26 protein-coding genes, 1 tRNA gene and 2 pseudogenes are annotated in these 24,803 nt (G+C 63.2%); 28 read left to right on the top strand and 1 reads right to left on the bottom strand.

Annotated features, from left to right (window positions below; translation table 11 throughout):
• Positions 1–63 precede the first annotated feature (63 nt).
• The 15 genes and pseudogenes from CKW40_RS30740 to CKW40_RS44025 all read left to right on the top strand — a co-directional run bounded on the left by CKW40_RS30740 (position 64) and on the right by CKW40_RS44025 (position 16,897).
• Positions 64–969, top strand: a complete 906-nt coding sequence (locus CKW40_RS30740) for a transposase (RefSeq protein WP_095203523.1) — start codon at positions 64–66, stop codon at positions 967–969.
• A gap of 261 nt (positions 970–1,230) precedes the next feature.
• Positions 1,231–2,073, top strand: a complete 843-nt coding sequence (locus CKW40_RS30735) for a sulfite exporter TauE/SafE family protein (RefSeq protein ID WP_095203522.1) — start codon at positions 1,231–1,233, stop codon at positions 2,071–2,073.
• Positions 2,074–2,390: 317 nt separating this feature from the next.
• Positions 2,391–3,353, top strand: coding sequence for an ArdC family protein (locus CKW40_RS30730; protein ID WP_095203521.1), 963 nt, complete (start codon positions 2,391–2,393; stop codon positions 3,351–3,353).
• Positions 3,354–3,500: 147 nt separating this feature from the next.
• On the top strand, positions 3,501–5,630 hold the full coding sequence (locus CKW40_RS30725; RefSeq protein ID WP_095203520.1) for a ParB/RepB/Spo0J family partition protein: 2,130 nt from the start codon (positions 3,501–3,503) through the stop codon (positions 5,628–5,630).
• A gap of 120 nt (positions 5,631–5,750) precedes the next feature.
• Positions 5,751–6,206, top strand: a complete 456-nt coding sequence (locus tag CKW40_RS30720) for a hypothetical protein (RefSeq protein WP_095203519.1) — start codon at positions 5,751–5,753, stop codon at positions 6,204–6,206.
• Positions 6,203–6,444, top strand: a pseudogene (locus tag CKW40_RS30715) (DUF6117 family protein). The gene CKW40_RS30720 and the pseudogene CKW40_RS30715 overlap by 4 nt, the downstream one beginning before the upstream one ends.
• A gap of 149 nt (positions 6,445–6,593) precedes the next feature.
• Entirely contained in the window at positions 6,594–6,902 is a 309-nt protein-coding gene (locus CKW40_RS30710; protein WP_095203518.1) for a DUF4326 domain-containing protein, read from the top strand.
• 92 nt (positions 6,903–6,994) lie between these two features.
• Positions 6,995–11,335: a bifunctional class I SAM-dependent methyltransferase/DEAD/DEAH box helicase gene (locus CKW40_RS30705; RefSeq protein WP_095203517.1), complete on the top strand. Its 4,341-nt coding sequence runs from the start codon at positions 6,995–6,997 to the stop codon at positions 11,333–11,335.
• Positions 11,335–12,393, top strand: a complete 1,059-nt coding sequence (locus tag CKW40_RS30700; RefSeq protein WP_439331014.1) for a DUF7146 domain-containing protein — start codon at positions 11,335–11,337, stop codon at positions 12,391–12,393. The genes CKW40_RS30705 and CKW40_RS30700 overlap by 1 nt, the downstream gene beginning before the upstream one ends.
• Before the next feature lie 312 nt (positions 12,394–12,705).
• Positions 12,706–13,641 carry a DUF2493 domain-containing protein gene (locus CKW40_RS30695; protein ID WP_095203557.1) on the top strand — a complete coding sequence of 312 codons (936 nt, stop codon included), beginning with the start codon at positions 12,706–12,708 and terminating at the stop codon, positions 13,639–13,641.
• A 248-nt stretch (positions 13,642–13,889) separates the two neighbouring features.
• Positions 13,890–14,126, top strand: a complete 237-nt coding sequence (locus CKW40_RS30690; protein WP_095203556.1) for an RNA-binding protein — start codon at positions 13,890–13,892, stop codon at positions 14,124–14,126.
• Positions 14,127–14,214: 88 nt separating this feature from the next.
• Positions 14,215–14,766: a hypothetical protein gene (locus tag CKW40_RS30685; protein ID WP_143748396.1), complete on the top strand. Its 552-nt coding sequence runs from the start codon at positions 14,215–14,217 to the stop codon at positions 14,764–14,766.
• Between the two features lie 6 nt (positions 14,767–14,772).
• Positions 14,773–15,870, top strand: a complete 1,098-nt coding sequence (locus CKW40_RS30680) for an ImmA/IrrE family metallo-endopeptidase (protein ID WP_095203514.1) — start codon at positions 14,773–14,775, stop codon at positions 15,868–15,870.
• A gap of 50 nt (positions 15,871–15,920) precedes the next feature.
• Positions 15,921–16,805 carry an IS1 family transposase gene (locus CKW40_RS30675; protein WP_095203513.1) on the top strand — a complete coding sequence of 295 codons (885 nt, stop codon included), beginning with the start codon at positions 15,921–15,923 and terminating at the stop codon, positions 16,803–16,805.
• 12 nt (positions 16,806–16,817) lie between these two features.
• A tRNA-Val gene (locus CKW40_RS44025) sits at positions 16,818–16,897 on the top strand.
• A 148-nt stretch (positions 16,898–17,045) separates the two neighbouring features.
• On the opposite strand, the gene CKW40_RS30670 is transcribed toward CKW40_RS44025, so the two are convergent.
• Positions 17,046–17,255 (bottom strand): hypothetical protein, encoded by a 210-nt coding sequence (locus tag CKW40_RS30670; RefSeq protein WP_095203512.1) that lies wholly within the window; start codon positions 17,253–17,255, stop codon positions 17,046–17,048.
• A gap of 300 nt (positions 17,256–17,555) precedes the next feature.
• Between CKW40_RS30670 and CKW40_RS44020 the strand changes: the two genes are divergently transcribed.
• The 13 genes and pseudogenes from CKW40_RS44020 (at position 17,556) to CKW40_RS30605 (ending at position 24,770) form a co-directional block, all read left to right on the top strand.
• Positions 17,556–17,723 (top strand): hypothetical protein, encoded by a 168-nt coding sequence (locus tag CKW40_RS44020; protein WP_179298175.1) that lies wholly within the window; start codon positions 17,556–17,558, stop codon positions 17,721–17,723.
• Between the two features lie 141 nt (positions 17,724–17,864).
• The gene (locus CKW40_RS30665) at positions 17,865–18,305 is read left to right on the top strand and encodes a hypothetical protein (RefSeq protein ID WP_095203511.1); all 441 of its coding nucleotides are present in this window, start codon (positions 17,865–17,867) and stop codon (positions 18,303–18,305) included.
• Positions 18,306–18,894: 589 nt separating this feature from the next.
• Positions 18,895–19,218 (top strand): DUF736 domain-containing protein, encoded by a 324-nt coding sequence (locus CKW40_RS30655; RefSeq protein ID WP_023760184.1) that lies wholly within the window; start codon positions 18,895–18,897, stop codon positions 19,216–19,218.
• A 190-nt stretch (positions 19,219–19,408) separates the two neighbouring features.
• Entirely contained in the window at positions 19,409–19,663 is a 255-nt protein-coding gene (locus CKW40_RS30650) for a helix-turn-helix domain-containing protein (RefSeq protein ID WP_095203510.1), read from the top strand.
• A gap of 131 nt (positions 19,664–19,794) precedes the next feature.
• A complete protein-coding gene (locus CKW40_RS30645; RefSeq protein WP_095203509.1) occupies positions 19,795–20,058 on the top strand; it encodes a DNA -binding domain-containing protein in 264 nt (87 codons plus the stop codon).
• Between the two features lie 120 nt (positions 20,059–20,178).
• The gene (locus tag CKW40_RS44775) at positions 20,179–20,499 is read left to right on the top strand and encodes a transcriptional regulator domain-containing protein (RefSeq protein WP_244571351.1); all 321 of its coding nucleotides are present in this window, start codon (positions 20,179–20,181) and stop codon (positions 20,497–20,499) included.
• A complete protein-coding gene (locus CKW40_RS30635) occupies positions 20,447–20,950 on the top strand; it encodes a DUF2285 domain-containing protein (protein ID WP_095203508.1) in 504 nt (167 codons plus the stop codon). Before CKW40_RS44775 ends, CKW40_RS30635 begins: the two co-directional genes overlap by 53 nt.
• A 135-nt stretch (positions 20,951–21,085) precedes the next feature.
• Positions 21,086–21,367 (top strand): helix-turn-helix transcriptional regulator, encoded by a 282-nt coding sequence (locus CKW40_RS30630; RefSeq protein WP_095203507.1) that lies wholly within the window; start codon positions 21,086–21,088, stop codon positions 21,365–21,367.
• A gap of 116 nt (positions 21,368–21,483) precedes the next feature.
• A pseudogene (locus CKW40_RS30625) lies at positions 21,484–22,375 on the top strand (replication initiator protein A); the annotation flags it as partial.
• 448 nt (positions 22,376–22,823) lie between these two features.
• Positions 22,824–23,462: a ParA family partition ATPase gene (gene parA, locus CKW40_RS30620; protein WP_095203506.1), complete on the top strand. Its 639-nt coding sequence runs from the start codon at positions 22,824–22,826 to the stop codon at positions 23,460–23,462.
• Positions 23,459–23,713 (top strand): hypothetical protein, encoded by a 255-nt coding sequence (locus CKW40_RS30615; protein WP_095203505.1) that lies wholly within the window; start codon positions 23,459–23,461, stop codon positions 23,711–23,713. Before parA ends, CKW40_RS30615 begins: the two co-directional genes overlap by 4 nt.
• Positions 23,710–24,228 carry a DUF2840 domain-containing protein gene (locus CKW40_RS30610; RefSeq protein ID WP_095203504.1) on the top strand — a complete coding sequence of 173 codons (519 nt, stop codon included), beginning with the start codon at positions 23,710–23,712 and terminating at the stop codon, positions 24,226–24,228. Before CKW40_RS30615 ends, CKW40_RS30610 begins: the two co-directional genes overlap by 4 nt.
• The gene (locus CKW40_RS30605) at positions 24,225–24,770 is read left to right on the top strand and encodes a S26 family signal peptidase (RefSeq protein ID WP_095203503.1); all 546 of its coding nucleotides are present in this window, start codon (positions 24,225–24,227) and stop codon (positions 24,768–24,770) included. Before CKW40_RS30610 ends, CKW40_RS30605 begins: the two co-directional genes overlap by 4 nt.
• Positions 24,771–24,803 lie beyond the last annotated feature (33 nt).

Raw genomic sequence — 24,803 nt, 5'->3', positions numbered from 1 at the left:
TTGCGGTCGCTCCCAAGTCTTGGTCTGCTTCGCGCAACGTGATGTTCGAAAAGGGAGCAGAGCATGAAGCACTATGTCGGTCTGGATGTGTCGTTGGCTGAAACCGCAATCTGCGTAGTCGACGAGGACGGTATCATTTTCCGCGAAGGAGTGGCGGCATCGGATCCAAACGATATCGCCGACTGGCTCGAGCGGCTCGACCTGAACCTGGCAAGAGTTGGCCTTGAAGCTGGCGCAACCGCAGCTTGGTTATACAACGGCCTGAGGAAGCGCGGTCTGGCCGCGATCTGCATCGATCCGAGGCGGCTGCGGGCCTTGACCAAAACGATGCCCATCAAGAACGACCGTAACGATGCTCGCGCGATCGCCGGATGCATGCGCGTCGGTATCAAGCTCGCCGGTCGCATAACCTCTGGCCCTTTCGAAGGCCGCGTCCTGGAGCTGATCGAGAACGTGCCGCGCCTGGCGGCCATGGTGAAGCCGATGCTGATCGCCCGGGCGGCTCTTCGGCAGCAATGCGCGGTTTTGCATAAGATGATGATGGACATGGTTCGAAAGGACGAAACGTGCCGCCGGCTGATGACCATTCCTGGCGTCGGAGCGATCACTGCCGTGACCTATCTCACGACCATTGATGACCCAGCCCGCTTTGAACGCTCTCAAGACGTCGGCGCACATCTTGGCCTGACGCCAAAGAAATACGCCTCCGGAGAGGTCGACCGAAACAGCGGCATCTCCAAATGCGGTGACGTCGCAATGCGGTCCACCCTCTACCAGGCCAGTCTCGCGTTGCTGACGCGCTCAACCAAGAACTCGGCCATCAGGGCGTGGGGCCTCGCGGTTGCGAAGAGGCGGGGCCTTCGACGGGCAGTGGTGGCCGTCGCGCGGAAGCTCGCCATCGTCATGCATCGTGTCTGGGCGGACGGAACCGAATATCGCTGGGAGAGCAAAGCCGCGACGGCCAACTGATTTGGCGTGAACAGAATTCCAGTATCTGCCTGAGGCAGAGTGATGTCCCGCAAGGACCTAGTCGAGGTGACTGCGCTGCAACGATTGTGCTCCAGCACGCTTTCGTAGATAGCAGCCCCGACTATCGGACCACCATCTTGAGGCGATCAATGCATCGACCTCGTAGACAAGAGAGAGCCTCGCGGGGCGTCAGGTTGCCGATTGGTCGACGACGGGTCGGCTTCCTATCCAAACCGTTCTGTTCGTGCATACATATCGAGCATGGACAGCTCGGCCAACACAGCCATTCCCCGCAGCGCCCCGGCTGCTTTCGGCGGGGGTGCCCTCATTGGCGCGCTCGGCGGCCTGATCGGCCTCGGAGGCGCGGAATTTCGTCTGCCGCTCCTTATCGGCCTTTTCAATTTTGCCGCCTTGGAAGCTGTCATCCTCAACAAGGCCATGAGCCTCGTCGTGGTTGCGACCGCTCTACCGTTCCGCGCGGGAACCGTGCCTTTCAGTGCTATCGCTGAAAACTGGCCCATTGTGGTCAACCTGCTTGCCGGAAGCCTGGTAGGAGCCTGGTTCGGGGCGGGATGGGCCACACGGCTGAAATCCGAGACGCTTTACAAAGTCATTGCCGCCCTGCTGGCCGCTATCGCCGTCGTGCTGGTCCTCGGTCATGACGCCGTTGCAGGCCAGCCTCTTTTGACAGGGTCGGCGCAACTCGTCACGGGCGTGATCGCCGGCTTCATCATCGGCGTGGTCGCCTCGCTTCTTGGCGTGGCGGGCGGTGAACTGCTCATCCCAACTCTGGTGCTGTTGTTCGGTGCGGATATCAAACTCGCCGGAAGCCTGTCCCTCGCGGTCAGCCTGCCAACAATGCTCGTTGGCTTCACGCGATATAGCCGCGATCAAAGCTTCTCCGTTCTCGGCCGCAACAAGTCGCTTCTGCTTGTTATGGCGGCGGGATCGATCGTCGGAACTTTCATCGGTGGATTGTTGCTGGGCATAGTGCCAAACGCCCTTCTGTTGCCGGCGCTCGCGGTGATTTTGCTGATCTCCGCGGTAAAGGTCTGGCGGCACGCTTCGCCGGCCAGCAGCGCTACGCTGAGAAGCTCAAAATGAAGGGTTGAAGGACGTATCGCAATCAGACAAGTCGTTGCACATGACCCTCAACTTAGCGACTTTTCGTCGTTTTTCGAGGGCTCGATTGAGCGTCCCCCTGATGGGGCCGGGCTGTCGGCAAAGCTGAAGCCCCGCCTGAGACGGGTCTTCCCCCATGCGGGCTTCCATCCCTGACGTGAGATCGGTCACGCCGACGTTCCTTCCTTCCGCCGGTGGGTATCGAGACGGGTCGATGAGAGTGAGAGTGTGGACCGGGTTTGCCGTGACGGGTTGAAGGTCGGGAGAGAGGCTCCTGGCGCCCGTCGCGGAGAACCGCGATGCCCAGAAACACCGCTAGCGCCCGTTCCGGCAATGACCGGACGGGCCTCTATCAGGAAATCACCGACAAGATCATCGCCGAGCTGGAAGCCGGACGCATCCCCTGGGTGCAGCCCTGGGGCACCGCGGCGGCAAAGGCGCCGCTCGCCATGCCGGAAAACGCGTCGACCCACCGGCGCTACTCTGGGATCAACATCTTGATCCTGTGGGGCGCGGTCATTGAGTACGGATTCGGCGGCCAGAGCTGGCTCACATTCCGCCAGGCGCTCGCCCTCGGCGGTAACGTCAGGAAGGGAGAGCACGGTACGACCGTCGTCTTCGCCGACCGCTTCGTGCCCGAGGATGAGCGCAAACGAGCCCGTGAGAGCGGGGGCGAGGCACAGGCGATTCCATTCCTCAAACGCTTCACGGTCTTCAACGCCGATCAATGCGAGAACCTGCCGGAGGACATCGCCGCCGTAGCATCACCACCTCCGCCGGGCATGATCGAACCGCAAGCAGAGGCGCTGATCCGGGCCACCGGCGCGGATTTTCGGATCGGAGGCAGCCGCGCCTTCTACAGCCCGCCGCACGACTTCGTGCAGGTCCCGCCTCCAGCCGCCTATTTCGAACCGATCAACTGGCACCGCACGGCATTCCATGAACTGGGGCACTGGTCGGGTCATCCTTCCCGTCTCGGCCGTGACATGGCCGGTTCCTTCGGCTCCAAATCCTATGCGCGCGAGGAACTGGTGGCGGAGATGGCCGGGGCCTTTGTCTGTGCTTCTCTCGCCATCGCGCCGACGGTGCGCCATGCCGACTACGTCGGTGCATGGCTGGAGGTTCTGCGTGAGGACAACCGCGCCATTGTCCGTGCCGCCAGCGCCGCGTCGAAAGCCGCCGAATTCATCCTCGGCTTCAAGCCGAACATCAACCGGCCGGCTACCGCAGCATCCGGAGAGGACGAGCAGGAGGCTGCGTGATGCTGGCTACGCCGAACCGTGGAGCCGGGAATACGCTTCTCCGGCTTCCCGGTTCGGTGGCAGGAAGAGTGAGAGGAGTGCCGGTCTTTCATGACGGGTTTTGGGTCGAGAGAGAGGCTCTCGGCGCCCGTCGCGGAGACTACCGACATGCCTAACGCCGTTCAGAAAATCATCCTCAGTGCCTCGCGCGATATTCCCTTCAACAAGCTGGTGCTCAGCCAGTCCAACGTCCGGCGTGTCAAGGCCGGTATCTCGATCGAAGACTTGTCCGAGGACATCGCCCGGCGCGGTCTGCTTCAGAGCCTCAGCGTTCGGCCGATGCTCGATGCCGATGGCGCCGAGACCGGCATGTTTGAGGTTCCGGCCGGCGGCCGCCGCTATCGGGCGCTCGAACTCCTGGTCAAGCAGAAGCGCCTCGCCAAGGCCGCGCCGGTGCCGTGCATCCCGAAGCCCGCCAACGCCGCTACCTCGGCCGAGGAGGATTCCCTGGCGGAAAATGTCCAGCATGTCGGGCTCCATCCTCTCGACCAGTTCCGCGCCTTTCAGGCACTGCGCGAGAAGGGGCAGTCCGAGGAGGACATCGCAGCCGCCTTCTTCGTCTCGGTCAACGTGGTGAAGCAGCGCCTTCGCCTCGCGGCCGTGTCGAACGCTTTGCTCGACCTCTACGCGAAGGACGGCATCACGCTTGAGCAACTCATGGCGTTCACCGTGACTGGCGATCATGCCCGTCAGGAGCAGGTTTGGGAGGCCCTCCAGCGCTCCTACAGCAAGGAACCGTATCAGATCCGCCGCATGCTGACGGAGACGACGGTGCGGACGTCCGACAAGCGCGCGCAGTTCGTCGGTCTTGACGCCTATGCCGAAGCCGGCGGCGTCGTCATGCGCGATCTGTTCCAAAGCGACGATGGCGGTTGGCTGGAGGACGCCGCCCTGCTCGACCGTCTGGTTGGCGAAAAGCTGAAAGCCGAGGCCGAGGCCATTGCCGCCGAAGGCTGGAAGTGGATCTCCGTCACGGTCGAGACGCCTTACGGACACACCCACGGACTGCGCGAGTTGGCGGGAACGTCTCCCCACCTGACAGCCGAGGAGCAGGCAACGATCGACGCGCTGAACGCCGAACACGCCAAGCTCGAAGCGGAATACGAGGAAGCCGACGAACTGCCGGACGATGTGGACGAACGGCTCGGCGAGATCGAGACGGCGCTTGCCGCCTTCGATGACCGTCCCGTTATCTACGATCCAGCCGGGATCGCCCGCGCCGGCGTCTTCATCAGCATTGACAGCAACGGCAACCTCTCGGTCAATCGTGGCTACGTTCGCCCTGAGGACGAGGCCCCTGTGACGGTGGACGGGGATGGAGTGGATGCCGACGGCGCGACGCCCGAAGCATCCGATCCGACTGCCCCGGTCATCCAGCGCGCCGTCATCACCATCGGCGGCCAGGCCGAGCCGGAGGATGACGAGGACGACGTCATCAAGCCGCTTCCGGATCGCCTGATCAGCGAGCTGACCGCGCATCGGACGCTGGCATTGCGCGATGCGCTCGCCAACGAACCCTCCGTGGCCTTCCTTGCCGTGCTGCACAAGTTCTGCCTCGACGTTTTTTCGCGGTACTCCTCGCACGCGGTCTGCATGGAGATCTCCGTCAGGAATGTCGGCTTCGCGCAACAGGGGCCCGGGTTGAAGGAAAGTGCCTCGGCCCAGGCCGTCGATGCCCGCCATAGGGCCTGGGAGGAACGCCTGCCCAGCGATCAGGCTGACCTTTGGGACACGCTAGCCGCGCTCGAAGGCACTGAACAGGCGGCGTTGTTCGCTCACTGCGCGTCGTCCGGCGTGAACGCACTCTACGAGAAGGCCGACCGCTACGGCGCCGGCCCGTCGGCGAGTGGTATTCAGCGCCGGCTTGACCAGGCCGAGGTGCTGGCTCGAGCCGTAGGCCTCGATATGGTCGCGGCGGGCTGGACGCCAACCGTCGACAATTACCTCTCCCGCGTGACCAAGCCCCGCATTCTTGAGGCTGTGCGCGAAGCGAAGGGCGAGCAGTCGGCGCAGCTGATCGACCATCTGAAGAAGGGTGACATGGCGAAGGAGGCCGAACGGCTGCTCGACGGCACCGGCTGGCTGCCGGAGCCGCTGCGGCTGGCCGAGATCGAGCCGGTTACCGAACCGACGACTGAAGGCGACGCCGAGGCGCTGCCCAGTTTTCTCGCTGGCGATGACGACGAGGTTGCAGCCGACACCGATGAGGAACGTCAGCGTATGATCGCGGCTGAATAGTCCTCCGACCGCGGGGCGGCGCCCGGTCGCCCCGCATCTCGCTCGCCAATCAATCCCATCCGAAGCCCGGCCCCCTGCGAACAAGGACCAGCCGGGCTTTTCTCGTTTCAGGAGATCATCATGCCCCTCTTCACCATCGAAACGGCTTATTCCCTGCCTGCATACCGGCACAGCACCTATGAGGCTGACACGATCGATCAGGCGTGTCGCCTCGCGGTCGGAGACGACGACTGGTCGGGCGAAAAGCTCGACTATGAAACCGCCGGCGAGACCTACGTATCCGGCATCTGGAAAGATGCGGAAGCAGCCTACGAAGCACCCGCACTGCTGATACCCTCACAGTTCGGCGAAACGCTCCGCCGCAAGGCGGATCACTTCCAGACACTCCTCGGCATCCTGAAGGTACTCGCGCATGTGCCGGATTTGTCAGCACCGAAGTTGCCGTACTGGGTGCCGCGAGCGCGCTCAGCGATCGCCAAGGCCGAGGCCATCCTCGCGGCCGCCCCCGATCTCCACGGCGAACCCACGCAACGAGGCGGGCTGGCGGCCGCGCACCGGAAAGGACTTGGGCGATGAGCATTCCAGACGACGCCCGGGCGAATTTCCAGACCCTCCTGCGCGCGGCAGCAGACGGCAATCTCGCGCTGCTGGAATGCAAGGACGCGGCGACGGCCGAGCTTCGCTACGTCATCTGTGCGGTCGGCCGCGACGGCGCGGATCTCATGTTCACCCCTTCGGCCATCTCGCTGACGGCAACCCCTACGACGCCTATTTGCCGCCGTCCGACACTCTTCCATCCTCATCACAGACCTGATCCCGCGGCGGCTCGTCCTGTCTGAGCGCGGCGCCGCGCCGGTCAACGGGCGAGCCGTTGCCGCATCGTCCTTCGGCCTCGCGTGACCCGCGCCGCCTGACCGCGCCCGGCCGACAGATCGCCGCAACGGGATTAGGGAGGTGAATGCAATGTGCAGCGTGCTGAACAAGCATAAAGCGGGCATGCCGGTGGGCGCCGTCTACATTGGCCGCGGCAGCAAATGGGGCAATCCGTTCCGGATCAGCCCCGACGGTGACCGTGCCGCCGTCATTGCGAAGCACGAGCGCTGGCTGGCAGACCAGCATCATCTGCTGCGGGCGCTCGACGAGTTGCGCGGCCGCGATCTCGTCTGCTTCTGCGCGCCGCTCGGCTGCCACGGCGATTTTCTACGCCGGCTCGCCAATGCCAGCCGCGACGAGCGGATCGAGTGGTGGCGCGGCGTCAGGGCCGCGGCCTGAGAGGACGAGGAAGGCCGGGACGGGTTGAGCCGATGCGGTCGAGAGAGAGCGCCGCCCGGCTCGATCCCTTCCGCTCTCCCGAGGTCTCCTCCATGACGAATGCCAACGCTTTCGCGGCCGCCCTTGCGCCTGCGTCCTTCCCGCTTGCCTCCGTTGCCGATCCGGCCACAGCCATCGCCGAAGCCGCGCGGCTTCTCCTTCCCCATCTCGAACGCGGCCAGCGTGTCGACGCGACCGTGCTGCGCACCGCAATGGCGACGGCCTTTGAAGCGTCCGATGCCTCCGGTGCCTGGGACTGGAAGACCGCATATGACGCCTGCGAAGCGGCGACGGTGCTCTTTCTGCGCAAGTACGGAAAGACGCTGTTGCGTAAAGCCGGGTCTCCGTCCGCCGCGCTGCCGATGCTGGCCAAGATCGTGGGCCTTCTCCCCACGCATACGCGCCGCTCCGAAGAGAGCCAGGCGTTCCAGCAGTTCTCAACGCCAATCCCACTTGGACTTGCCGCCAGCGCAGCAGCCGCGATCACATCCGCCGACCGCGTGCTGGAGCCTTCGGCCGGGACAGGCCTGCTCGCCATTCTGGCGGAACTTGCCGGCGGATCGCTCATCCTCAATGAACTGGCCGAGACCCGCACAGGGCTGCTCGGCCGACTGTTTCCGAACATCACCGTCACCCGCTTCGACGCGGCTCAGATCGACGATCACCTCGACCCGCGTCTCGTTCCGAGTGTCGTGCTGATGAACCCGCCGTTCTCGGCGATGGCCAATGTCGACGGTCGCATGGCGGACGCGGCGCTCCGCCATATCGCGTCGAGCCTGTCGCGCCTTGTCGATGGCGGCCGCCTCGTCGCCATCACCGGGGCGAGTTTTTCGCCCGACAACCCATCCTGGCGTGACGCCTTCATTCGGCTGGAGGAGCGCGGGCGCGTGGTGTTCTCGGCCGCGATCGATGGCGCGGTCTACGCCAAACACGGCACCACCATCGACACCCGCCTGACCGTGATCGACAAGGCTCCGGCCGACAATCCGAGTGTGTTCCCGACTTCACCGGGCGTCGTGCCCGACGTCGCCACGCTTCTCGGCTGGGTCGCAGATCTTGTCCCGCCGAGGCTGCCTTTCGCCGCCACCGTGGCGCCGGTTATCGGCTTGGCTATCCCTCGAACCGTGCGCGCCTACGCGATGCGCCCGTCCTCTGGTACAGCGGGAACGGCGGAGCCAGAAGGCGTCGAACTCGCCTATGAGACCGTCGACTGGAAGCCGGTCGAGAATGGCCGGATCACCGAGGCGCTTTATGAGGAATACGGATTGCAGGCGATCCGTATTCCCGGCTCTCAGGTTCACCCCACAAAGCTGGTGCAGTCGGCGGCCATGGCCTCGGTCGCGCCGCCGACGCCGACCTACCGGCCGCATCTGCCTGGCAACGTCGTGACCGATGGCCTGTTGTCCGATGCCCAGCTCGAAAGCGTCATCTACGCAGGCGAGGCCCATGCCGGTCATCTCGCCGGATCATGGACTGTGGATGAGACGTTCGACCTCGTCTCGGCCGCGCGCGACGACGCCGAGAACGCCGTCCGGTTTCGGCGGGGCTGGTTCCTGGGCGATGGCACCGGCGCCGGCAAGGGCCGCCAGGTCGCCGGCATCCTGCTCGACAACTGGCTGAAAGGCCGCCGGCGCGCGGTCTGGGTGTCGAAATCCGACAAGCTGATCGAGGATGCTCAACGCGATTGGTCGGCGCTAGGCATGGAGCGCCTGCTGGTCACGCCGCTGTCGCGCTTCCGCCAAGGCACGGCGATCCGGTTGGCGGAAGGCGTCCTATTCACCACCTACGCCACGCTGCGCTCCGACGCGCGCGACGAGAAGGTTTCGCGCGTCCGACAGATCGTCGACTGGTTGGGCTCCGACTTCGATGGAGTGATCATCTTCGACGAGAGCCACGCCATGCAGAACGCCGCCGGCGGCAAGGGAGAACGCGGCGACCAGGCCGCCTCGCAACAGGGACGCGCTGGCCTTCGGATCCAGCACGCCCTGCCCAACGCGCGCATCGTCTACGTCTCGGCAACCGGTGCCACAACGGTCCACAATCTCGCCTATGCCCAGCGCCTCGGCCTGTGGGGCGGCGAGGACTTTCCCTTCGCTGCCCGGGCCGAGTTCGTCGAGGCGATCGAGGCCGGCGGCGTCGCGGCGATGGAGGTGCTCGCGCGCGATCTTCGGGCACTCGGTCTCTATGCGGCTCGGTCACTCTCCTACGAGGGCGTCGAATACGAGTTGCTCGAGCACACGTTGACCGACGAACAGGTCCGCATCTATGACGCCTATGCCGGGGCGTTCGGTATCATCCACAACAACCTCGATGCGGCGATGCAGGCGGCCAACATCACCGGCTCGACGGGCACGCTCAATGCGCAGGCCAAATCCGCCGCGCGTTCGGCCTTCGAAAGCGCCAAGCAGCGCTTTTTCTCCCACCTGATCACCAGCATGAAGACGCCCTCGCTGATCCGGTCCATCGACCGCGATCTTGAAGAGGGCCACGCCGCCGTCATCCAGATCGTCTCGACCGGCGAGGCACTAATGGAGCGCAGGTTGGCCGAGATCCCGACCGAGGACTGGGGGGACGTCCAGGTCGACATCACACCTCGCGAATATGTGCTCGACTATCTCGCCCATTCCTTCCCGGTGCAGCTCTACGAGCCCTTCACCGACAGCGAGGGGAACCTGTCGTCGCGTCCGGTCTATCGCGATGGCCAGCCCGTCGAAAGTCGCGAAGCCGTCGACCGCAGGGACCGGCTGATCGAAAAGCTCGCATCCCTGCCGCCAGTGCATGGGGCGCTCGACCAAATCGTCCAGCGCTTCGGCACCGACCTGGTGGCCGAAGTCACCGGCCGCTCGCGGCGCATCGTGCGCAAGACCGGGGTCGGCGGCGTCGACCGGCTGGTCGTCGAGAACCGCGCCGGATCGGCGAACCTTGCCGAGACGCAGGCGTTCATGGACGACGACAAGCGCATCCTCGTGTTCTCGGAGGCTGGCGGCACCGGGCGCAGCTATCATGCCGAACTGTCGGTGCGGAACCGGCGGCTCCGAGTCCACTATCTGCTCGAGGCGGGGTGGAAGGCGGACGCCGCCATCCAGGGGCTCGGTCGCACCAATCGCACGAACCAGCAGCAACCGCCGCTGTTCCGGCCGATCGCGACTGACGTCAAGGCCGAGAAGCGCTTCCTCTCGACCATCGCCCGTCGGCTCGACACCCTCGGCGCCATCACCAAGGGCCAGCGCCAGACCGGCGGCCAGGGCCTGTTCCGGCCCGAGGACAATCTGGAGAGCCACTATGCCCGCGACGCACTGCGCCAACTCTACCTGTTGCTGGTCCGGGGCAAGGTCGAGGGCTGCCCGCTACAGATGTTCGAGGATGCGATCGGCCTGTCACTGATGGATTCGGGCGGCATCAAGGATGAGCTGCCGCCGATCACGACCTTCCTCAACCGGTTGCTGGCACTCACTATTCGATTGCAGAACATCCTGTTCACGGCGTTCGAGCAATTGCTGTCCTCTCGCATCGAGGGGGCTATCGCGTCGGGCGTCTATGATGTCGGGCTGGAGACCCTGACCGCCGAGAGCTTCGTCGTCACCGACCGTCAGGCGATCTACACCCATCCGGGCACCTCCGCCGATACCCGGCTTCTCACGATAACCCGGCGTGAGCGCAACCGGCCGGTCACGCTCGACCAAGCGCTGAACCACCTCACCGACCCCCGAGCGATGCTGCTCATCAATGGGCAGTCGGGCCGCGCCGCCGTGCAGGTCCCGACCAGCAGCCTAATGCTCGACGACGGCGAGGTCGAACGCCGCATCCGGCTCATCCGACCGATGGAGCACCCCGCCATGCCGCTGGCGATGATGCCGCAGACCCATTGGGTCGAAGCCGACCGCCAGGCGTTTGCTCACGCCTGGGAGCTGGAACTGACCGAGGTGCCGACGTTTACCGACAGCATCATCCATGTCGTCTCCGGGCTGCTGCTGCCAATCTGGAAACGTCTGCCGAATGAATCGACACGCGTCTATCGGCTCCAGACCGACAACGGCGAACGCATCGTCGGCCGGCGCGTCTCATCCGCCTGGGTCGCGGGTGCGACGGCAACGGGCAGCAGCACCTTGAGGCCCGAAGACGCTTTCACGGCGCTGATGGATGGCAAGACTATCCTCGATCTCTCCGAGGGGCTCCAGCTTCGCCGGGTCCGTGTCATGGGCGTGAACCGGATCGAACTGTCCGGCTTCACCGACACGATGCGCGATCGCCTGCGCACCTATGGCCTGTTCCACGAGATCATCTCCTGGAAGCTGCGCATGTTCATGCCGACTGACGCAGCTGGCCCAGCCATTCTGGCGAAAGTGCTCGAACGCTATCCACTCGCGCGGATCGCCGAACGGGAGGCGGCATGATGGCTGGCGACGCTTCCAATCTGGCGCAACGTCTCGGTCGTAACGCCGAGTCCGTCTGCCGCGAATATCTCTCCAACGGTCGGCGCGAAGGCCGCTACTGGCTGGTCGGCGACGTCCAGAACAATCCAGGCCGCTCGATGTTCGTCCGGCTGAAGGGCACCGAGTCCGGCAAGGGCGCGGCGGGCAAATGGACCGACGCCGCCACCGGCGAGCATGGCGATCTGCTCGATGTCATCCGCGAGAGCTGCGGCCTGCTCGACTTCAAGGATGTCGTTGACGAGGCCCGACGTTTCCTCAGCCTGCCCCGACCCGAGCTCGACCCTCAGCCGCGGCCCCGACCGTCGTCCGCACCGGCGGGATCGCCGGAATCAGCACGGCGGCTGATTTCCATGTCGCAGCCGATTACGGGCTCCATCGTGGAGACGCATCTGCGAAAACGCGGCATTACGGCTTTGCACGGAACCGGAGCCCTGCACTTCCATCCACGCTGCTACTATCGTCCGGACCCCCACAGCCCGACCGAGACCTGGCCGGCGATGATCGCGTCCGTCACCGATCTCGACAACCGGATCACAGGGGCGCACCGCACATGGCTATCGCCTGACGGAAGGGGCAAGGCGCCGATCGACACGCCGAGGCGAGCGATCGGAGACCTTCTGGGAAACGCCGTCCGGTTCGGCTGCGCTACACAAGTCATGGCGGCCGGGGAAGGCATCGAGACCATACTGTCGCTGCGAATGGCACTACCCCACATGCCGATGGTGGCGGCGCTCTCTGCTGCACATCTCGCCGCCATCTTGTTCCCGGCGACGATGCGGCGGCTCTACATCGCCCGCGACGACGATCCTGCCGGCGATCGTGCGATGGCAGCCCTGGTCGAACGGGCGCAGGCGGTCGGGATCGAGGCGATCACCCTGTCGCCACGGCTCGGGGATTTCAATGAGGATCTCCGTGCGCTCGGCATCGATGCGCTTCGAGCGGCCACACGGGTTCAGATCGCACCAGAAGATGTCGCCCGCTTCATGGAGAAGCCGGCATTGGTCGGCATGGCGACGTGAGCGGCGCCCCGTGACCAGGGTCCTGCGTCGAACACGGGGTTGCACCTCACCATCGGAGAGAGCCACGACCACGGCCTTCCGAGAGGGCGATCGGGACGGCAAGCGGACCGGACCGGCAATGGCTGCGCCCGGCTATTTTCCGCCGACGGGCAAGCCCGCCTTTGCATCGCGAGGCAAAATAGCCGGCCTTCGCCATCCAGCGCCAAGGCTTGGCCCTCTCGCTTCGCTCGGGGTGCAGGCCCGGCCCGCCCGCCTTCCTTCGTCGCCATGAAGGCCGCGACGGTCGCGGCTGATCCGACGAAGGAGCATCCCATGACCATCGACCAGGACGACACCGGCTTCGAGCCCCATCACGCCTCATCGCCCACCGACCATTTCCTCTCTGAACTCCAGCTCTATGGCTACCGGCCCTTCCAGGACGAAGCCGACCCGCGACCACTCCCCGAAGGCAACATCGTCGCCGGCGCCATCGCCGACATCTTCGACGCCCTGATCGTGAGCATGAGCGACACGCGCCTCGAGCCCGACCTCGACGATCTGCTGTGGTCGACCGTCAATCTCTTCCACCGCGCCACCGGCCGGATCGATCGCGAGTTGGACGACAACGAGCAGGCGCAGCGCCGTAGCCAGCGCGAACAGGATGGCAGCGAGGTGAAGTCGGTCGACCTGGAACGCCTGACCGCCGAGGGGCAGACCATGATCGAGCGCCGAAACGCCTTCGAGTTGATGCGCGACCAAGCCGCCGAACACTTCGAGCGTCACACCGGATCATCGTGGCGGCCGCGCAGTGGATCAATGGTCAATCATCGCACACTGACTTCGGCGATGATCGACAGCCGCGACTTCCTCGCCGCCAAACGACGGGCAGAAACCGAGGTGATGCTCCCGGCCGGACCCAAGATCGCTTTCACCGGCGGGCTGGACTTCAACGATCATCGCCTGATCTGGGATACGCTCGACAAGGTCCACGCCAAGCACCCCGACATGGTGCTGTTGCATGGTGGATCGCCCAAAGGCGCCGAACTGATCGCAGCCAAGTGGGCCGACAATCGCAACGTGCCGCAGGTCGCCTTCAAGCCCGACTGGACGAAGCACGCGAAAGCCGCACCGTTCAAGCGTAACGACGCCATGCTCGACGTCCTGCCAATCGGTGTGATTGTCTTTCCAGGGACCGGCATCCAGGACAACCTCGCCGACAAGGCGCGCAAGCTCGGGATCAAACCGGTAGTGCATCAGTTTGAAATTTGAGCCCGCGCTTGTCGCCGTCCGTCGCGAACTCCTATATGCTTAGCGCAAAGCATGGGAAGGGAGCGCGATGAATTCAATCATAATGATCATTGCGGTCGACGGCGAAGAACTTATACGGCTCGTTGAGCCGTTCAAAGACGGCAATTTTGGGCCTCGTGCTTCTGAGGTACGCCAAGAATTTCTCCGCGCCCATCCGGACGTCGATGTGAATCGTGTATCGATGCGTTACGAACGCGATGGAGGATCCAATGCCCACCGGACCTAAAGGCCAGAAACGCCCAGCTGACGCCATCGGCTTGGCCGTCATGATCGGCAAAATCGCGACGGGCGAGCAAGACGACACGGTTATTGATGACGGCAAAGACCCCGCTGCAAAGGCGCTAGGAGCCAAGGGCGGGAAGAAGCGCGCCGAGAATATGACACCGGAGCGGCGCGCTGAGATCGCTAAGAAGGCGGCGCAAAAACGTTGGAAAACCAGCGGATAGTCGGCGCACTGGAATATTTTTCGGAATATTTTTCTTGATTTCTGTCCGTCGCACGCGCATTGTAGCTCTCTCATAGGAGAGCCTTTCGATGCCTGAACGCAGCATGACGGAAATCCTCGACGCCATCGGGGATGAGTTCATATCCGAGTTTGATGAGATTACCCGCGCGGCGCACTCGCGTTATCGCTCCTACCGTCCAGAAGACCTGATTGAACATGATGTCCGTGCACAAGCCGCCTGCACGTATGCGCATATGGTGGCGGAGGGAGATCGGCGGTTCATTGGCCGCCCTCGCGTAAGAACCATGGATCTACGCGGCTTGAAACTGTGGCACTTCGAGGATGCCGACGTCGTCGTTCGCCTTAAGAAGATGGACGAGGATGGACGAACTCGAAATTACCCGACCAAACAGGCCAAGGATTTCGATAGGCAATTGGAATTGCCAGGTTTGCCATCGCCGCCGATCCGGCTCACTGCTGGATATGTATTGGACGCGACCGGCACCGGCCTTGTCCGGTCGCAGATCGCGATGCCAGCAGGTAGGGACGCGCTCTGGTGTGTGGCAATTGTGCCGCGCGAGGAACGTGTTTCCGGTGAGCGAATTTGGATAGATGCGACCCGGCAAGCCCGCGCTTTCTGAAGTAAGATGGAAAAGTTTAATCACAACATGATGACCCTCGCGCGCGATGCGCGCGGGCTTACGCAGGCGGAATTGGCCGACCGCATGGGCGTCGGCCAAGGGACGCTTTCAAAATATGAGACTGGGTTTTCCGATCCGCCACGCGAATTTGTGGAAGATTTGGCGACTTCGCTGAAGTTTCTGCCGTCGTTCTTTTTTGAGCCGGGGCGACCGTATGGGATGCCGCCCTTCCACTATCGGCGCCGGAAAAAACTGTCATCGAAAGCCTTGGCGCGCATCGTTGCGGAAATGAACATTCGACGCCTCCACATCTCGAAAATGCTTGTCTCGTTCTCGATGCGAACGAACGCCTTCATTCCTGAAATCAATCCGGATGAATATCAGGGCAAGGGGCGGACTGCGGTCACGCCGGAAGAAGCGGCGCGCGTCATTAGAGAAATGTGGATGCTTCCCACCGGCCCGATTCCAAACATGATGGAATTGCTCGAAGACAATGGTGGCGTGGTAGTTCCATGCGATTTCGGGACCGATTTGATTGATGCAATGAGCCAGCGCATCGACGGCTTGCCTGTGCTGTTTTTTGTCAATGTGAACGCGCCTTCTGATCGCATACGGCATACGCTCGCGCACGAACTTGGGCATATGGTTTTGCACACTGCACAAGTGAAAAGCGACGAAGAAATGGAAGACGAGGCCGACGAGTTCGCTGGCGCATTTTTGGTGCCGGCCAGCGAAATTCGCCCGCAACTCCGCAGGTTCGATTTGAGGCAGTTGGCAAATCTGAAACTTTACTGGAAAGTTTCGATGGGGTCCCTCGCAGTGCGAGCGGCGCGCCTGAAGCTAATTACTCCGTACCAAAGCAAAATGTTTTGGATTGAAATGGGAAAACTTGGTTATCGAAAGCGGGAACCAAACGAACCTCCCAAGGAATCGCCAAACTTGCTACGTCAAATGGTATCATTCCATCTGAAAAAGCTTGGATACACTACGAAGCAACTTTCTACACTCCTCCACTTAACAGAGCCCGAGTTCAACGTGATGTACCGTTCGGACATTTTGGGAGAAGTGTCGAGCGGAAGGCCGCCCCTCCGTGTAGTGAAGTGATGTGAACTTTAATGCTTGACACTAAGCATAAAAGTTCAGATAATAGGGGCATGAACAAGCTGCCCCTCGCAAAGCGCATCCAAATCCTTTCCATGTTGGTGGAAGGCGCGTCCATGCGATCAACCGCACGCGTCACGGATGTCTCGTTCAACACCATTGCAAAGCTGATGATTGAGGCTGGCGAGGCTTGCGCCGCGTATCACGATGAAACCGTGCGCGGCGTGAAGGCCAAAAGGGTCCAGTGCGACGAAATATGGGCATTTGTCGCGGCAAAGCAGAAGAACGTTCCGAACATGAAAACGCAGGTAGATGGCGCTGGCGATGTTTGGACATGGACTGCGCTCGATGCCGACAGCAAGATGATCATTTCCTACCTCGTCGGTGGCCGTGACAGCGACTATGCGCTGGCTTTCATGGACGATGTAGCGGCCCGCCTTGCCAACCGCGTCCAGATGACCACGGACGGCCACCGCGCATATCTAGAGGCTGTCGAAGGCGCTTTTGGTGCTGATGTCGACTATGCGCAGTTGATCAAGATTTACGGCGCATCACCGGACAGCGCCAAGGGCCGCTACAGCCCAGCCGATTGCACCGGCATCAAGAAAAACCGCATCGAAGGCAACCCGGACATAGCGCATGTCAGCACGTCATACGTTGAGCGCATGAACCTCAATATCCGCATGGGCAATCGCCGCTTCACGCGCCTTACCAATGCGTTCTCGAAAAAGATCGACAACCATCTGCACATGCTGTCGCTCTATTTCTGCCACTACAATTTTTGCCGAGTTCACAAGACGCTTCGCATGTCGCCGGCAATGGCGGCCGGTGTCTCGGAAACCCTTCGCGATGTGGAATGGATCGTCGGTTTGATCGATGCGCGCGCCGAAGCTCCGAAGCCGGGCAAGCGCGGCCCTTACAAAAAGCGCGCTGCCTGATAGATTGGGAAAGCTGGCGTTCGGCTAAATGGTAAGGCCATGGTAACCCCATGTCTTTCAGTAGACTGCGGGTTCGACTCCCGCCACCAGCAGGCCGCCTTCCAAAAGCGGCCTTTTTCATTTTAAAATTTCAAACTGATGCACTACCATCAAACCCTACGACTTCCGCAAGACGGGCGGCGCGTGAGCGCCGCCGCATTTCCGTAAAGCCGTATCGCCATTTCCACTGAAAACCGGCTTTCAGTCGGGTTTTCCCGTCACCGCGATTCGGGCAGCGCGTGCATAGTACTCCAGTTCCACATCGCCATCGATCATCTGATCCAGCAGCGCTTTCATATCGCTTTGATCCGATGTTGACTGAAACGGCCCCGGCTGTCGCTCGATCGCCAGCACTGCGATGGCCAACGCCTTCTTCACTAAATGCAGATCGCGATCCTTGAATTCTGCCATGAACACAAATCCTCCAGAACGATCGGACCGGCCACACCCGCGCCGATTGCAGAAGGGGCAGTGGGCCTTTTGGGGCTCGTGACAACGGCTCCTGAGCCAGCGAACACCACCCCCGCTTCCAAATAGCGCTGATCCTTGGTCCGGCCCATGGCCTGATGCCATCAACCCGTAAAGGGTCCGCTACGCGAGCGTGCGGCCTTGAGGCTTCGCCCCCGCGGTGATTGCGGCCATGGGCTGGACACATCGGGCGCCAGTCGCGCGGGGGATGGTCTCCCGCCTCCAAGGACAGGAGCCGGAACAATGTCACTCAACGACGCTCACGCCTTCGCCTTCAGCCTCGCTGTAACCCTCATGGTCGTTATCGTCATCTTTCAGGCCGGCGACGGCAGCCTCGGCGTCATGCCCGCCAGTGAATACGACGGCGATACGGCCGCCATCGTCCACGAGATCGATCCTTTCGCCCCCTGACGGGGGCAGCCTCGCCGCGGGAGCGGAAGCCCTGCCGGATTTCCGCTCCCGCCGCCGCTCATCGTCGGCTATACTTCAAACTGCGCCGTGGTGGTGGTGGAGGCGCGACCGTCAGTCCTTTTCTCACGGAGACCACCACCCATGATCTTCCTCGGCATCCTCATTTGCATCGCCGGCATCGGATTCCTTTGCTGGCTCCTGTTCACGCTCGCTGTCTACGCGCTTCCGTTCTTCGTAGGCGCGACTACGGGCGTGTGGGCCTACGGCACCGGAGCCGGTCCGATCGGCGCGTTCATCGTCGCCATCGCCGCCGCCGGCGCGACGCTCGCGGTCGGCCAATTCACCTTCACATTCGTTCGCCCGGTCTGGGCTCGTCTTGCGGTCGCGCTCCTCTTTGCCGCACCAGCATCGGTTGCCGGCTATCACGCGACACATGGTCTTGCGACGCTCGCTGTACCGTCCGTGGGCTGGCAAATCGCTTTCTCGATCGTCGGCGCGATCGCCGTCGGCATTGCCGCTTGGGTTCGGTTGCTGGCGATGGCACCGCCCGAGCCAGCCATACGAGGCGTCGCTCGCGGCTAGGCGCCATCCGGAGCTTGAGGGCCAGGACAGCGAGGATCACTACCAAGCCGCTCCTCGCTGCGTCAGGGTCACGGACAGAGCGTTCAAGCCCAAGGGGTTCGCACCCGCACTGCACAGATCCGAGCAGTACCCCGTCTGGCATTGACCGCGATGACGACCTCGAGCGGTTGTCGATCGCAGATGCAACGACGGCCTTCTCCCTGGGAGGCTCATTCCGGTGACATCGCGGATATGGTCGAAAGGCGGGCTGAGCGCAGTAGGGCAACGCCGGCTATTCGAAGTGAACGTTGGTCGCCATGTTCTCGCTGGAGGTCCTCTTGCAGGTCGACCGCTCCAAAACGGCCTCATCAATGGCCTGATCTGACCGAAGGTCGGCTATGCCTCGATCGCCTATGCGGCAATGGCGCCGATCGACTTTCTTCCCCTGCCGGCTGTGCCGTCATTCCTCGCGAGACAACAAAGTCGCCTGACTGCCATCCTCCGCTGTCGCTGCGGTCGCAAGCGATGCCGCGTCGATCGCCTCCGGCCCGTCGATCGCCATCGAGGCCGCAATGGTGCGGGCTCGAAGCAGAGATCAAGGAGAACTACCATGGCGACCATCGGCACCTTCAAAAAGTCCGGCAACGAATTCACCGGCGAGATCGTCACCCTGAGCCTTCAGACCAAGAACGTCCGCATCGTCCCCGAGAGCCGCCAGGTCGGCGAGAACGCCCCAAGCCACCGCGTCTTCGTCGGCCGCGCCGAGATCGGCGCCGCCTGGTCCAAAACCTCCAACGAGGGCCGCGACTATCTCGGCCTCAAGCTCGATGACCCGAGCTTCAACGCTCCGATCTACGCCAACCTCTTCGACGACGAGGAAGGCGAAGGCTTCAGCCTCATCTGGTCCCGCCCCAGCCGCCGTAACGGCGAGTAGGCGGCCTGAACAACGCCCCGCCCGGACACACCGGGCGGGGCCAAGCCCTTTTCGGGCGACCGAATCAGTTCGGGCTTGATTCCCCAAAGCCAGCTCCGCGTGGCACTTTTCTCTCGCCATATCACCAAAGAACGACTATTTTAGTCGTAGTTCTGGCGTGCGCATTTGGGTCTGTAGGAGGTGGTCATGCATGATCACCGCCCGACAGACGCGGGCCGCGCGCGCGTTGCTTGGTTGGACGCAGGAGACGCTCGCTGAGAAGGCCCTGGTATCGCTGACCGCTTTGAAGCGCCTTGAGTCCGAGAACGACTTCAAGGTGTACGAGACGACACGCGATCAGGTGCGCCGGACCCTTGAGGGCAGCGGTATCGTCTTTCTGTCCTCCGACCAAGGGGAAGGAGTGATGCTTGTTCGTGCGAAGATCGATTCCCCTGGTTCGTCCTAGCCGCTCACGGACCGGCGCGGCGATGCGCCGCGCGCATCACCTGATGCCTTCGTGCACTCGCGCATTCACCTGCCAGCCTATATTGCTGACAATAATGCAGACGCTGCGATGACTGGCTGCGGGAGATCGGCGTGACACAAGAAGCGTTTCTGGACCAGCCACCAGAGAACCAAGAGCTCACCAGGTACGATCGCGAGCACATGAAGCTGTATATCCGCCTGCTTGACGCGGCGGCGGACGGTGCCGACTGGCACGAGGCGGTCAAGATCCTCTTTGGTTTAGATGCTGACCTCGAACCCGAACGAGCCCGTCACGTCTACGACACCCATCTTGCCCGCGCTCGCTGGATGACAGAGCACGGCTACCGCAAGCTGGCTCGCGAGGGGCGTCACTAATTCAATGGCGATGCCGAGCCTGCATCGCGTGTTGTCCACGTGAGGACTTCCCGAGGTTTTTCCATCCGGCAATCGTGTTGCTCCCAGCATGCACGCGGCATGTAAGCGTGGAGGACATCGATGCGGCCTGACACATCACAGTGGCGATCCTCGTCGACGTACGACTATCTCGACGACCTTGGCGTCGCGGATCTCGCCTGGGAATGGCTTCGCCGCAACGCCGACTATCAGCGCGACTATGCTGAAGTCGAGCACCCCGACGCGGATCGTGAGCGCCTGACGAACATGGTGCGAATGCGCTGGGGGCTGCGATTTCCCTGTCCACCCAACTTTCAGTGCCATCGAGACGGTGGTGTTCTGGGCGCCGGAAACCGATCCGGGCACGGTCATGCTCACAGCGATCCCGGCATTGCCGGGCTTGGACCGCGTCGCGCCACCTGAACTCGATCAGCGCAACGCGCAGTTCGGCCCGGAGGGGCTGAGCATTGCGCATGGCGAGGGTGTTGCCGCCATCCGCCTTCTGGTGCTTGGCGATGCGCGGCCCGATCAGCCGCTGGCGGCCCTGGTTCCGCTTGACGCCGACGGCCTCGATCGCATCGACGCCGTCACGCGGCTCTGGCGCGCGCTGCATGGCCGCCCCGTTTTCCCTGATACCCGCCTGACTGCACAGCAACGCCGAAGGCTGCGCCACATGCTGCAGGCCGTCGACGGCAGCATGAACGGCGCGAGCTACCGCGAGATCGCAAACGTCATCTACGGCGCGCCACGCGTCGCTGCAGATTTCTGGAAGACCTCGGCGCTTCGAGACAGCACCATAGACCTCGTCAAGGACGGCCGCGCCATGATCGCCGGGGGCTATCGCAAGCTTCTGCGCCATCGCCGCAAGTCCTGACATGCTTCGCGCCCGACGGGGTGCGAATTTAGCTCACCCTTCTTCGCCATCCCCCCTCGCGGCGCCTCTCCGCCACCGTGCCCTTCGTCCGCCGCTGATCGCCAGCGGCCTCAATGAACCCACGGAGGCCCGATCATGTCCGCCAACCTCACCGGCATGCCGCCGCGCTTTCTTCGTACTCCCGAAGCAGCTCGATTCCTGGGTCTGTCCGGCCGCACCCTGGAGAAACACCGGACCTACGGGACCGGCCCATCCTATCGAAAGCTCGGCGGGCGCGTCGTTTACGCGATCGACGACCTGCAGGCTTGGGCGGACCGGGGGGCCGTTACTTCGACCTCTGATCCCCGCGGCACTGTTCTCCCCGCAAAGCGCCATGAGGCCGTGACGCCCGTCGTTGCCGGCCGCCACGCCCGCTGACCGTCGTGGCAGCTCTCTCAACGCCGGTGCGACGTCGCCCCCTTTCGGAACGCGGACAACTTGAGCTGTTCCGTGCGCGTGGCGGCGATCTCCCACCCCGAGACGCGCAGGATCTCATGGCCTATCCGTTCTTCTCCCTCTCCAAATCGCACCGTTCCCGGCCGATCGACTTTACCGCAGGCAGTGTCTCCATCCGCGTCGAAGCCGTCCCCGAACACGGCATGGCGACCATCTGGGACGCCGATATCCTTATCTGGGCCGCAAGCCAGATCGTCGAGGCGCGCGACGCCGGGCTGCGCACGTCGCGACTCATGGCGGCGACGCCCTACGAAATTCTCACCTTCGTGGGGCGCGGCGTCGGAGCGCGCGACTACCAGCGCCTCAAGGCGGCGCTTGACCGCCTGCAGTCAACAACGGTGGCGACAACGATCCGCCAGCCCGCGCAGGGCCGCCGCCACCGCTTCTCCTGGATTAACGAATGGGTCGAACGCGCGAACCCGGACGGCCGTCCTGCCGGCATCGAGTTGATCGTCCCCGACTGGTTCTACCAGGCGGTTCTCGACGACGCCCTCGTGCTTACCATCGACCCTGACTACTTTTCGCTAACGGGCGGGCTCGACCGATGGCTTTATCGGCTCGTGCGCAAGCATGGCGGCCGACAGCGCGCCGGCTGGCGCTTCGACTTCCGCCATCTCTACCTGAAGTCCGGTAGCCTCTCACCCTTCAAGCGGTTTGCCTTCGAGCTGCGCGACATCGTCAGACGCCAGCCGCTGCCCGGCTACACCCTGTTCATCGAGGTCGAAATCAACGGCCGGGTGCTGCTCTCCTTTGAGCCGTCTCCTCAAGGAAGACCTGTGGACGGCCTCGTGCTATCGGGAACCCGCACTATCGTGCCATCGGGAACCCGAGGCTCGTGCTATCGGGAACCCAAACCGGGGTTAACCGACTGCACGGCAAGCGAAAATCGCGCTCCTAACTTAGACTCTAACGTAGAATCTAACTCTTATAGCGCGCTCGGCATCGTCGAAAGCTCTTGTCGGTGCGACGAGTTTCGCGAACCGGCGCAGAGTTTCGCGAACCGGGGCGAAGTTTCGCGAACCGAGTTCGCAAACTTGGAGCCTCAACATCCCAGAAGTGGCTGGCTCGATTCACTGTCCAGTCAATCCGCTGTCTGCACGCCTGCCGCAACCTGCGAACAGTCCCAGTACGTAAACTCAGCGCATTCCGGACCCAGTACACGAACTCGGAACCATCACTGTCCAGGCAACCTATTGCGAAGACTCAGCTTTGCGTCCGACTCGGTTCACGAAACCTCGCACACCGACAGCTCTGCCGACGGCGGCAATCGCGACGAAACACAGACGCTTCAGCCCCCGATCTTCCCACATACGTCATTCAGCAAATCCAGTGTTCCGGCACCTGAACTTCCCCTCGAACCTAAGCCGCGAGGGGCAAAATGATCGTAGCGCTCCTCAACCAGAAAGGCGGTGTCGGCAAGACGACGCTGGCGCTGCATCTCGCCGGGCAATGGGCCAGGACGGGAAAGCGCATCACGCTGATCGATGCCGATCCGCAGGGCTCGGCTCTCGATTGGTCGCAGCAGCGCGCCCGGGAAGGTCTGCCACGGCTGTTCGGGGTTGTCGGCCTGGCGCGCGATACACTGCATCGCGAGGCGCCCGAACTGGCCCGTGGTGCCGATCATATCGTCATCGATGGGCCGCCCCGTGTCGCCGCGCTGATGCGCTCGGCGCTGCTCGCGGCCGATTTTGCGCTTGTGCCAGTTCAGCCGTCTCCCTTCGATGGCTGGGCGTCGGCCGAGATGCTGGCACTAATCCGAGAGGCGCGGATCTACCGCCCCCAACTTGTCGCTCGGTTCGTACTCAATCGTTGCGCCACGGGTACCGTCATCGCCCGCGAAACGGCCGAGACCCTGGCCGATCACGATCCGCCGGTGCTCGCCGCGACAATCGGCCAGCGCGTCGCCTTTGCCGATGCCGCACAATCGGGTCGCCTCGTCTTTGAGACAGACGAGGATAGCCCGGCTTCACGCGAGATTACGGCCTTCGCTGCCGAAGTTGGAAGGATCGCGCCATGAATGGGCGATCCCCGAAGCGCGGCTTCATCGCCCGTCCCGGCACCGCCGAGGACTGGATCAAGGAATCCGGGATAGCGCCGGGTCGAAGCAGCGACGGCTCCGCTTTCACCGCCCGGCTGACGATCGACGTCACACCCGAGCAGCGCGGTCGCATCAAGATCGTCGCCTTCCAGCGCGGCCAGACCGTCGCCGACATGCTGCGCGACCTGCTCGCCCGCGAATTTCCCGAGAGCCAAGGAGACACTCCGTGACCCGAAACCATGCGCCTCGTATGCACGGCGGCCGACAGTCCGACGTTGCCACCCCATCCACAACCCTCGTTGAACTGACCTGGATCGAGAAGCGGATCGAGCACTGGATCAGGTTCGGCCGCAAGGTTCACGAGCAGGTTCTCGACCAGCGCCACCGTGTCGTCGGGTTTGCGCCCAACACCACCTTCGCCTTAGTCCGCTGGGCCGCGAACGACTTCGGCACCATCATCTCGCGCATCGACATCCTGCGCGCGGTTCGTGACGGCGAACCGTTCCAGACGCTGCCCTTCGTCAGACCAGGCGGCGACATCCTGCTTAAAGTCGACCGGTGGCCGAAGGTCGAGCGCGTGCTGCAGGCCATCGACGCCATTGAGGCGCTCGGCATCGATCCCGTCGATGTCGCGCCCGACCATTGGCGACACGTCCACAACCGTCTGAAGGCCGGCCACGAGCCGCGCGCATACACCCGCGAGCAGCACCGAGCCTGGCTGCTTCGGCGGAGGGTCGAGCCATGACCCGCTTCGGCTACGTCATGACGACATACTTCGCCGTGATGGCGATCGGCGGACTGTCCCTCGTCCATGTCGCGCCCAGGTTGATCTGGAACGCGTCAGCTAGCACGCCGATCGGTCTCTACCGCATCCGCCCGGCAGGGCGGCTTGCCGGAGGCGATCTTGTCGTTGTCGATGCTCCGGAACCACTGGCGATCTTCCTTGATGACAACGGCTACCTGCCGCGCGGTGTGTGGTTGATGAAGCGCGTCGCCGGCCTTCCCGGACAGGAAGTCTGTCGCAATGGCCTCGCCATCACCATCGATGGAATCGAGATTGGCAAGGCGCTCGAACACGATCACCTCGGCCGCCCACTGCCAGTCTGGCAGGGCTGCCGGCGCATCGTCAGCGGCGAAGTCTTCCTCATGAATGGGCAAGTCCACGACAGTCTCGATGGTCGCTACTTCGGGCCGATTGCGACCAGCTTGATCATCGGCCGTGCCGCCCCGCTGTGGACCGAGCAGGGCGGGACCGGCGGCTACGAATGGCGCGCTCCAAGCCACTGATCGCGCCCGAACCTTCAAACGCCCATCGCAGAA

Origin of the sequence: Mesorhizobium carmichaelinearum (assembly GCF_900199455.1) — a bacterium.
GTDB classification, from domain to species: Bacteria; Pseudomonadota; Alphaproteobacteria; order Rhizobiales; family Rhizobiaceae; genus Mesorhizobium; species Mesorhizobium carmichaelinearum.
This window is presented reverse-complemented; position numbering and strand designations above follow the sequence as displayed.

Coding starts and splice junctions, on each gene's coding strand:
- CKW40_RS30740 (WP_095203523.1), top strand. CDS start 64: ATGAAGCACTATGTCGGTCTGGATGTGTCGTTGGCTGAAACCGCAATC.
- CKW40_RS30735 (WP_095203522.1), top strand. CDS start 1,231: ATGGACAGCTCGGCCAACACAGCCATTCCCCGCAGCGCCCCGGCTGCT.
- CKW40_RS30730 (WP_095203521.1), top strand. CDS start 2,391: ATGCCCAGAAACACCGCTAGCGCCCGTTCCGGCAATGACCGGACGGGC.
- CKW40_RS30725 (WP_095203520.1), top strand. CDS start 3,501: ATGCCTAACGCCGTTCAGAAAATCATCCTCAGTGCCTCGCGCGATATT.
- CKW40_RS30720 (WP_095203519.1), top strand. CDS start 5,751: ATGCCCCTCTTCACCATCGAAACGGCTTATTCCCTGCCTGCATACCGG.
- CKW40_RS30710 (WP_095203518.1), top strand. CDS start 6,594: ATGTGCAGCGTGCTGAACAAGCATAAAGCGGGCATGCCGGTGGGCGCC.
- CKW40_RS30705 (WP_095203517.1), top strand. CDS start 6,995: ATGACGAATGCCAACGCTTTCGCGGCCGCCCTTGCGCCTGCGTCCTTC.
- CKW40_RS30700 (WP_439331014.1), top strand. CDS start 11,335: ATGGCTGGCGACGCTTCCAATCTGGCGCAACGTCTCGGTCGTAACGCC.
- CKW40_RS30695 (WP_095203557.1), top strand. CDS start 12,706: ATGACCATCGACCAGGACGACACCGGCTTCGAGCCCCATCACGCCTCA.
- CKW40_RS30690 (WP_095203556.1), top strand. CDS start 13,890: ATGCCCACCGGACCTAAAGGCCAGAAACGCCCAGCTGACGCCATCGGC.
- CKW40_RS30685 (WP_143748396.1), top strand. CDS start 14,215: ATGCCTGAACGCAGCATGACGGAAATCCTCGACGCCATCGGGGATGAG.
- CKW40_RS30680 (WP_095203514.1), top strand. CDS start 14,773: ATGGAAAAGTTTAATCACAACATGATGACCCTCGCGCGCGATGCGCGC.
- CKW40_RS30675 (WP_095203513.1), top strand. CDS start 15,921: ATGAACAAGCTGCCCCTCGCAAAGCGCATCCAAATCCTTTCCATGTTG.
- CKW40_RS30670 (WP_095203512.1), bottom strand. CDS start 17,255: ATGGCAGAATTCAAGGATCGCGATCTGCATTTAGTGAAGAAGGCGTTG.
- CKW40_RS44020 (WP_179298175.1), top strand. CDS start 17,556: ATGTCACTCAACGACGCTCACGCCTTCGCCTTCAGCCTCGCTGTAACC.
- CKW40_RS30665 (WP_095203511.1), top strand. CDS start 17,865: ATGATCTTCCTCGGCATCCTCATTTGCATCGCCGGCATCGGATTCCTT.
- CKW40_RS30655 (WP_023760184.1), top strand. CDS start 18,895: ATGGCGACCATCGGCACCTTCAAAAAGTCCGGCAACGAATTCACCGGC.
- CKW40_RS30650 (WP_095203510.1), top strand. CDS start 19,409: ATGATCACCGCCCGACAGACGCGGGCCGCGCGCGCGTTGCTTGGTTGG.
- CKW40_RS44775 (WP_244571351.1), top strand. CDS start 20,179: ATGCGGCCTGACACATCACAGTGGCGATCCTCGTCGACGTACGACTAT.
- CKW40_RS30635 (WP_095203508.1), top strand. CDS start 20,447: ATGCTCACAGCGATCCCGGCATTGCCGGGCTTGGACCGCGTCGCGCCA.
- CKW40_RS30630 (WP_095203507.1), top strand. CDS start 21,086: ATGTCCGCCAACCTCACCGGCATGCCGCCGCGCTTTCTTCGTACTCCC.
- parA (WP_095203506.1), top strand. CDS start 22,824: ATGATCGTAGCGCTCCTCAACCAGAAAGGCGGTGTCGGCAAGACGACG.
- CKW40_RS30615 (WP_095203505.1), top strand. CDS start 23,459: ATGAATGGGCGATCCCCGAAGCGCGGCTTCATCGCCCGTCCCGGCACC.
- CKW40_RS30605 (WP_095203503.1), top strand. CDS start 24,225: ATGACCCGCTTCGGCTACGTCATGACGACATACTTCGCCGTGATGGCG.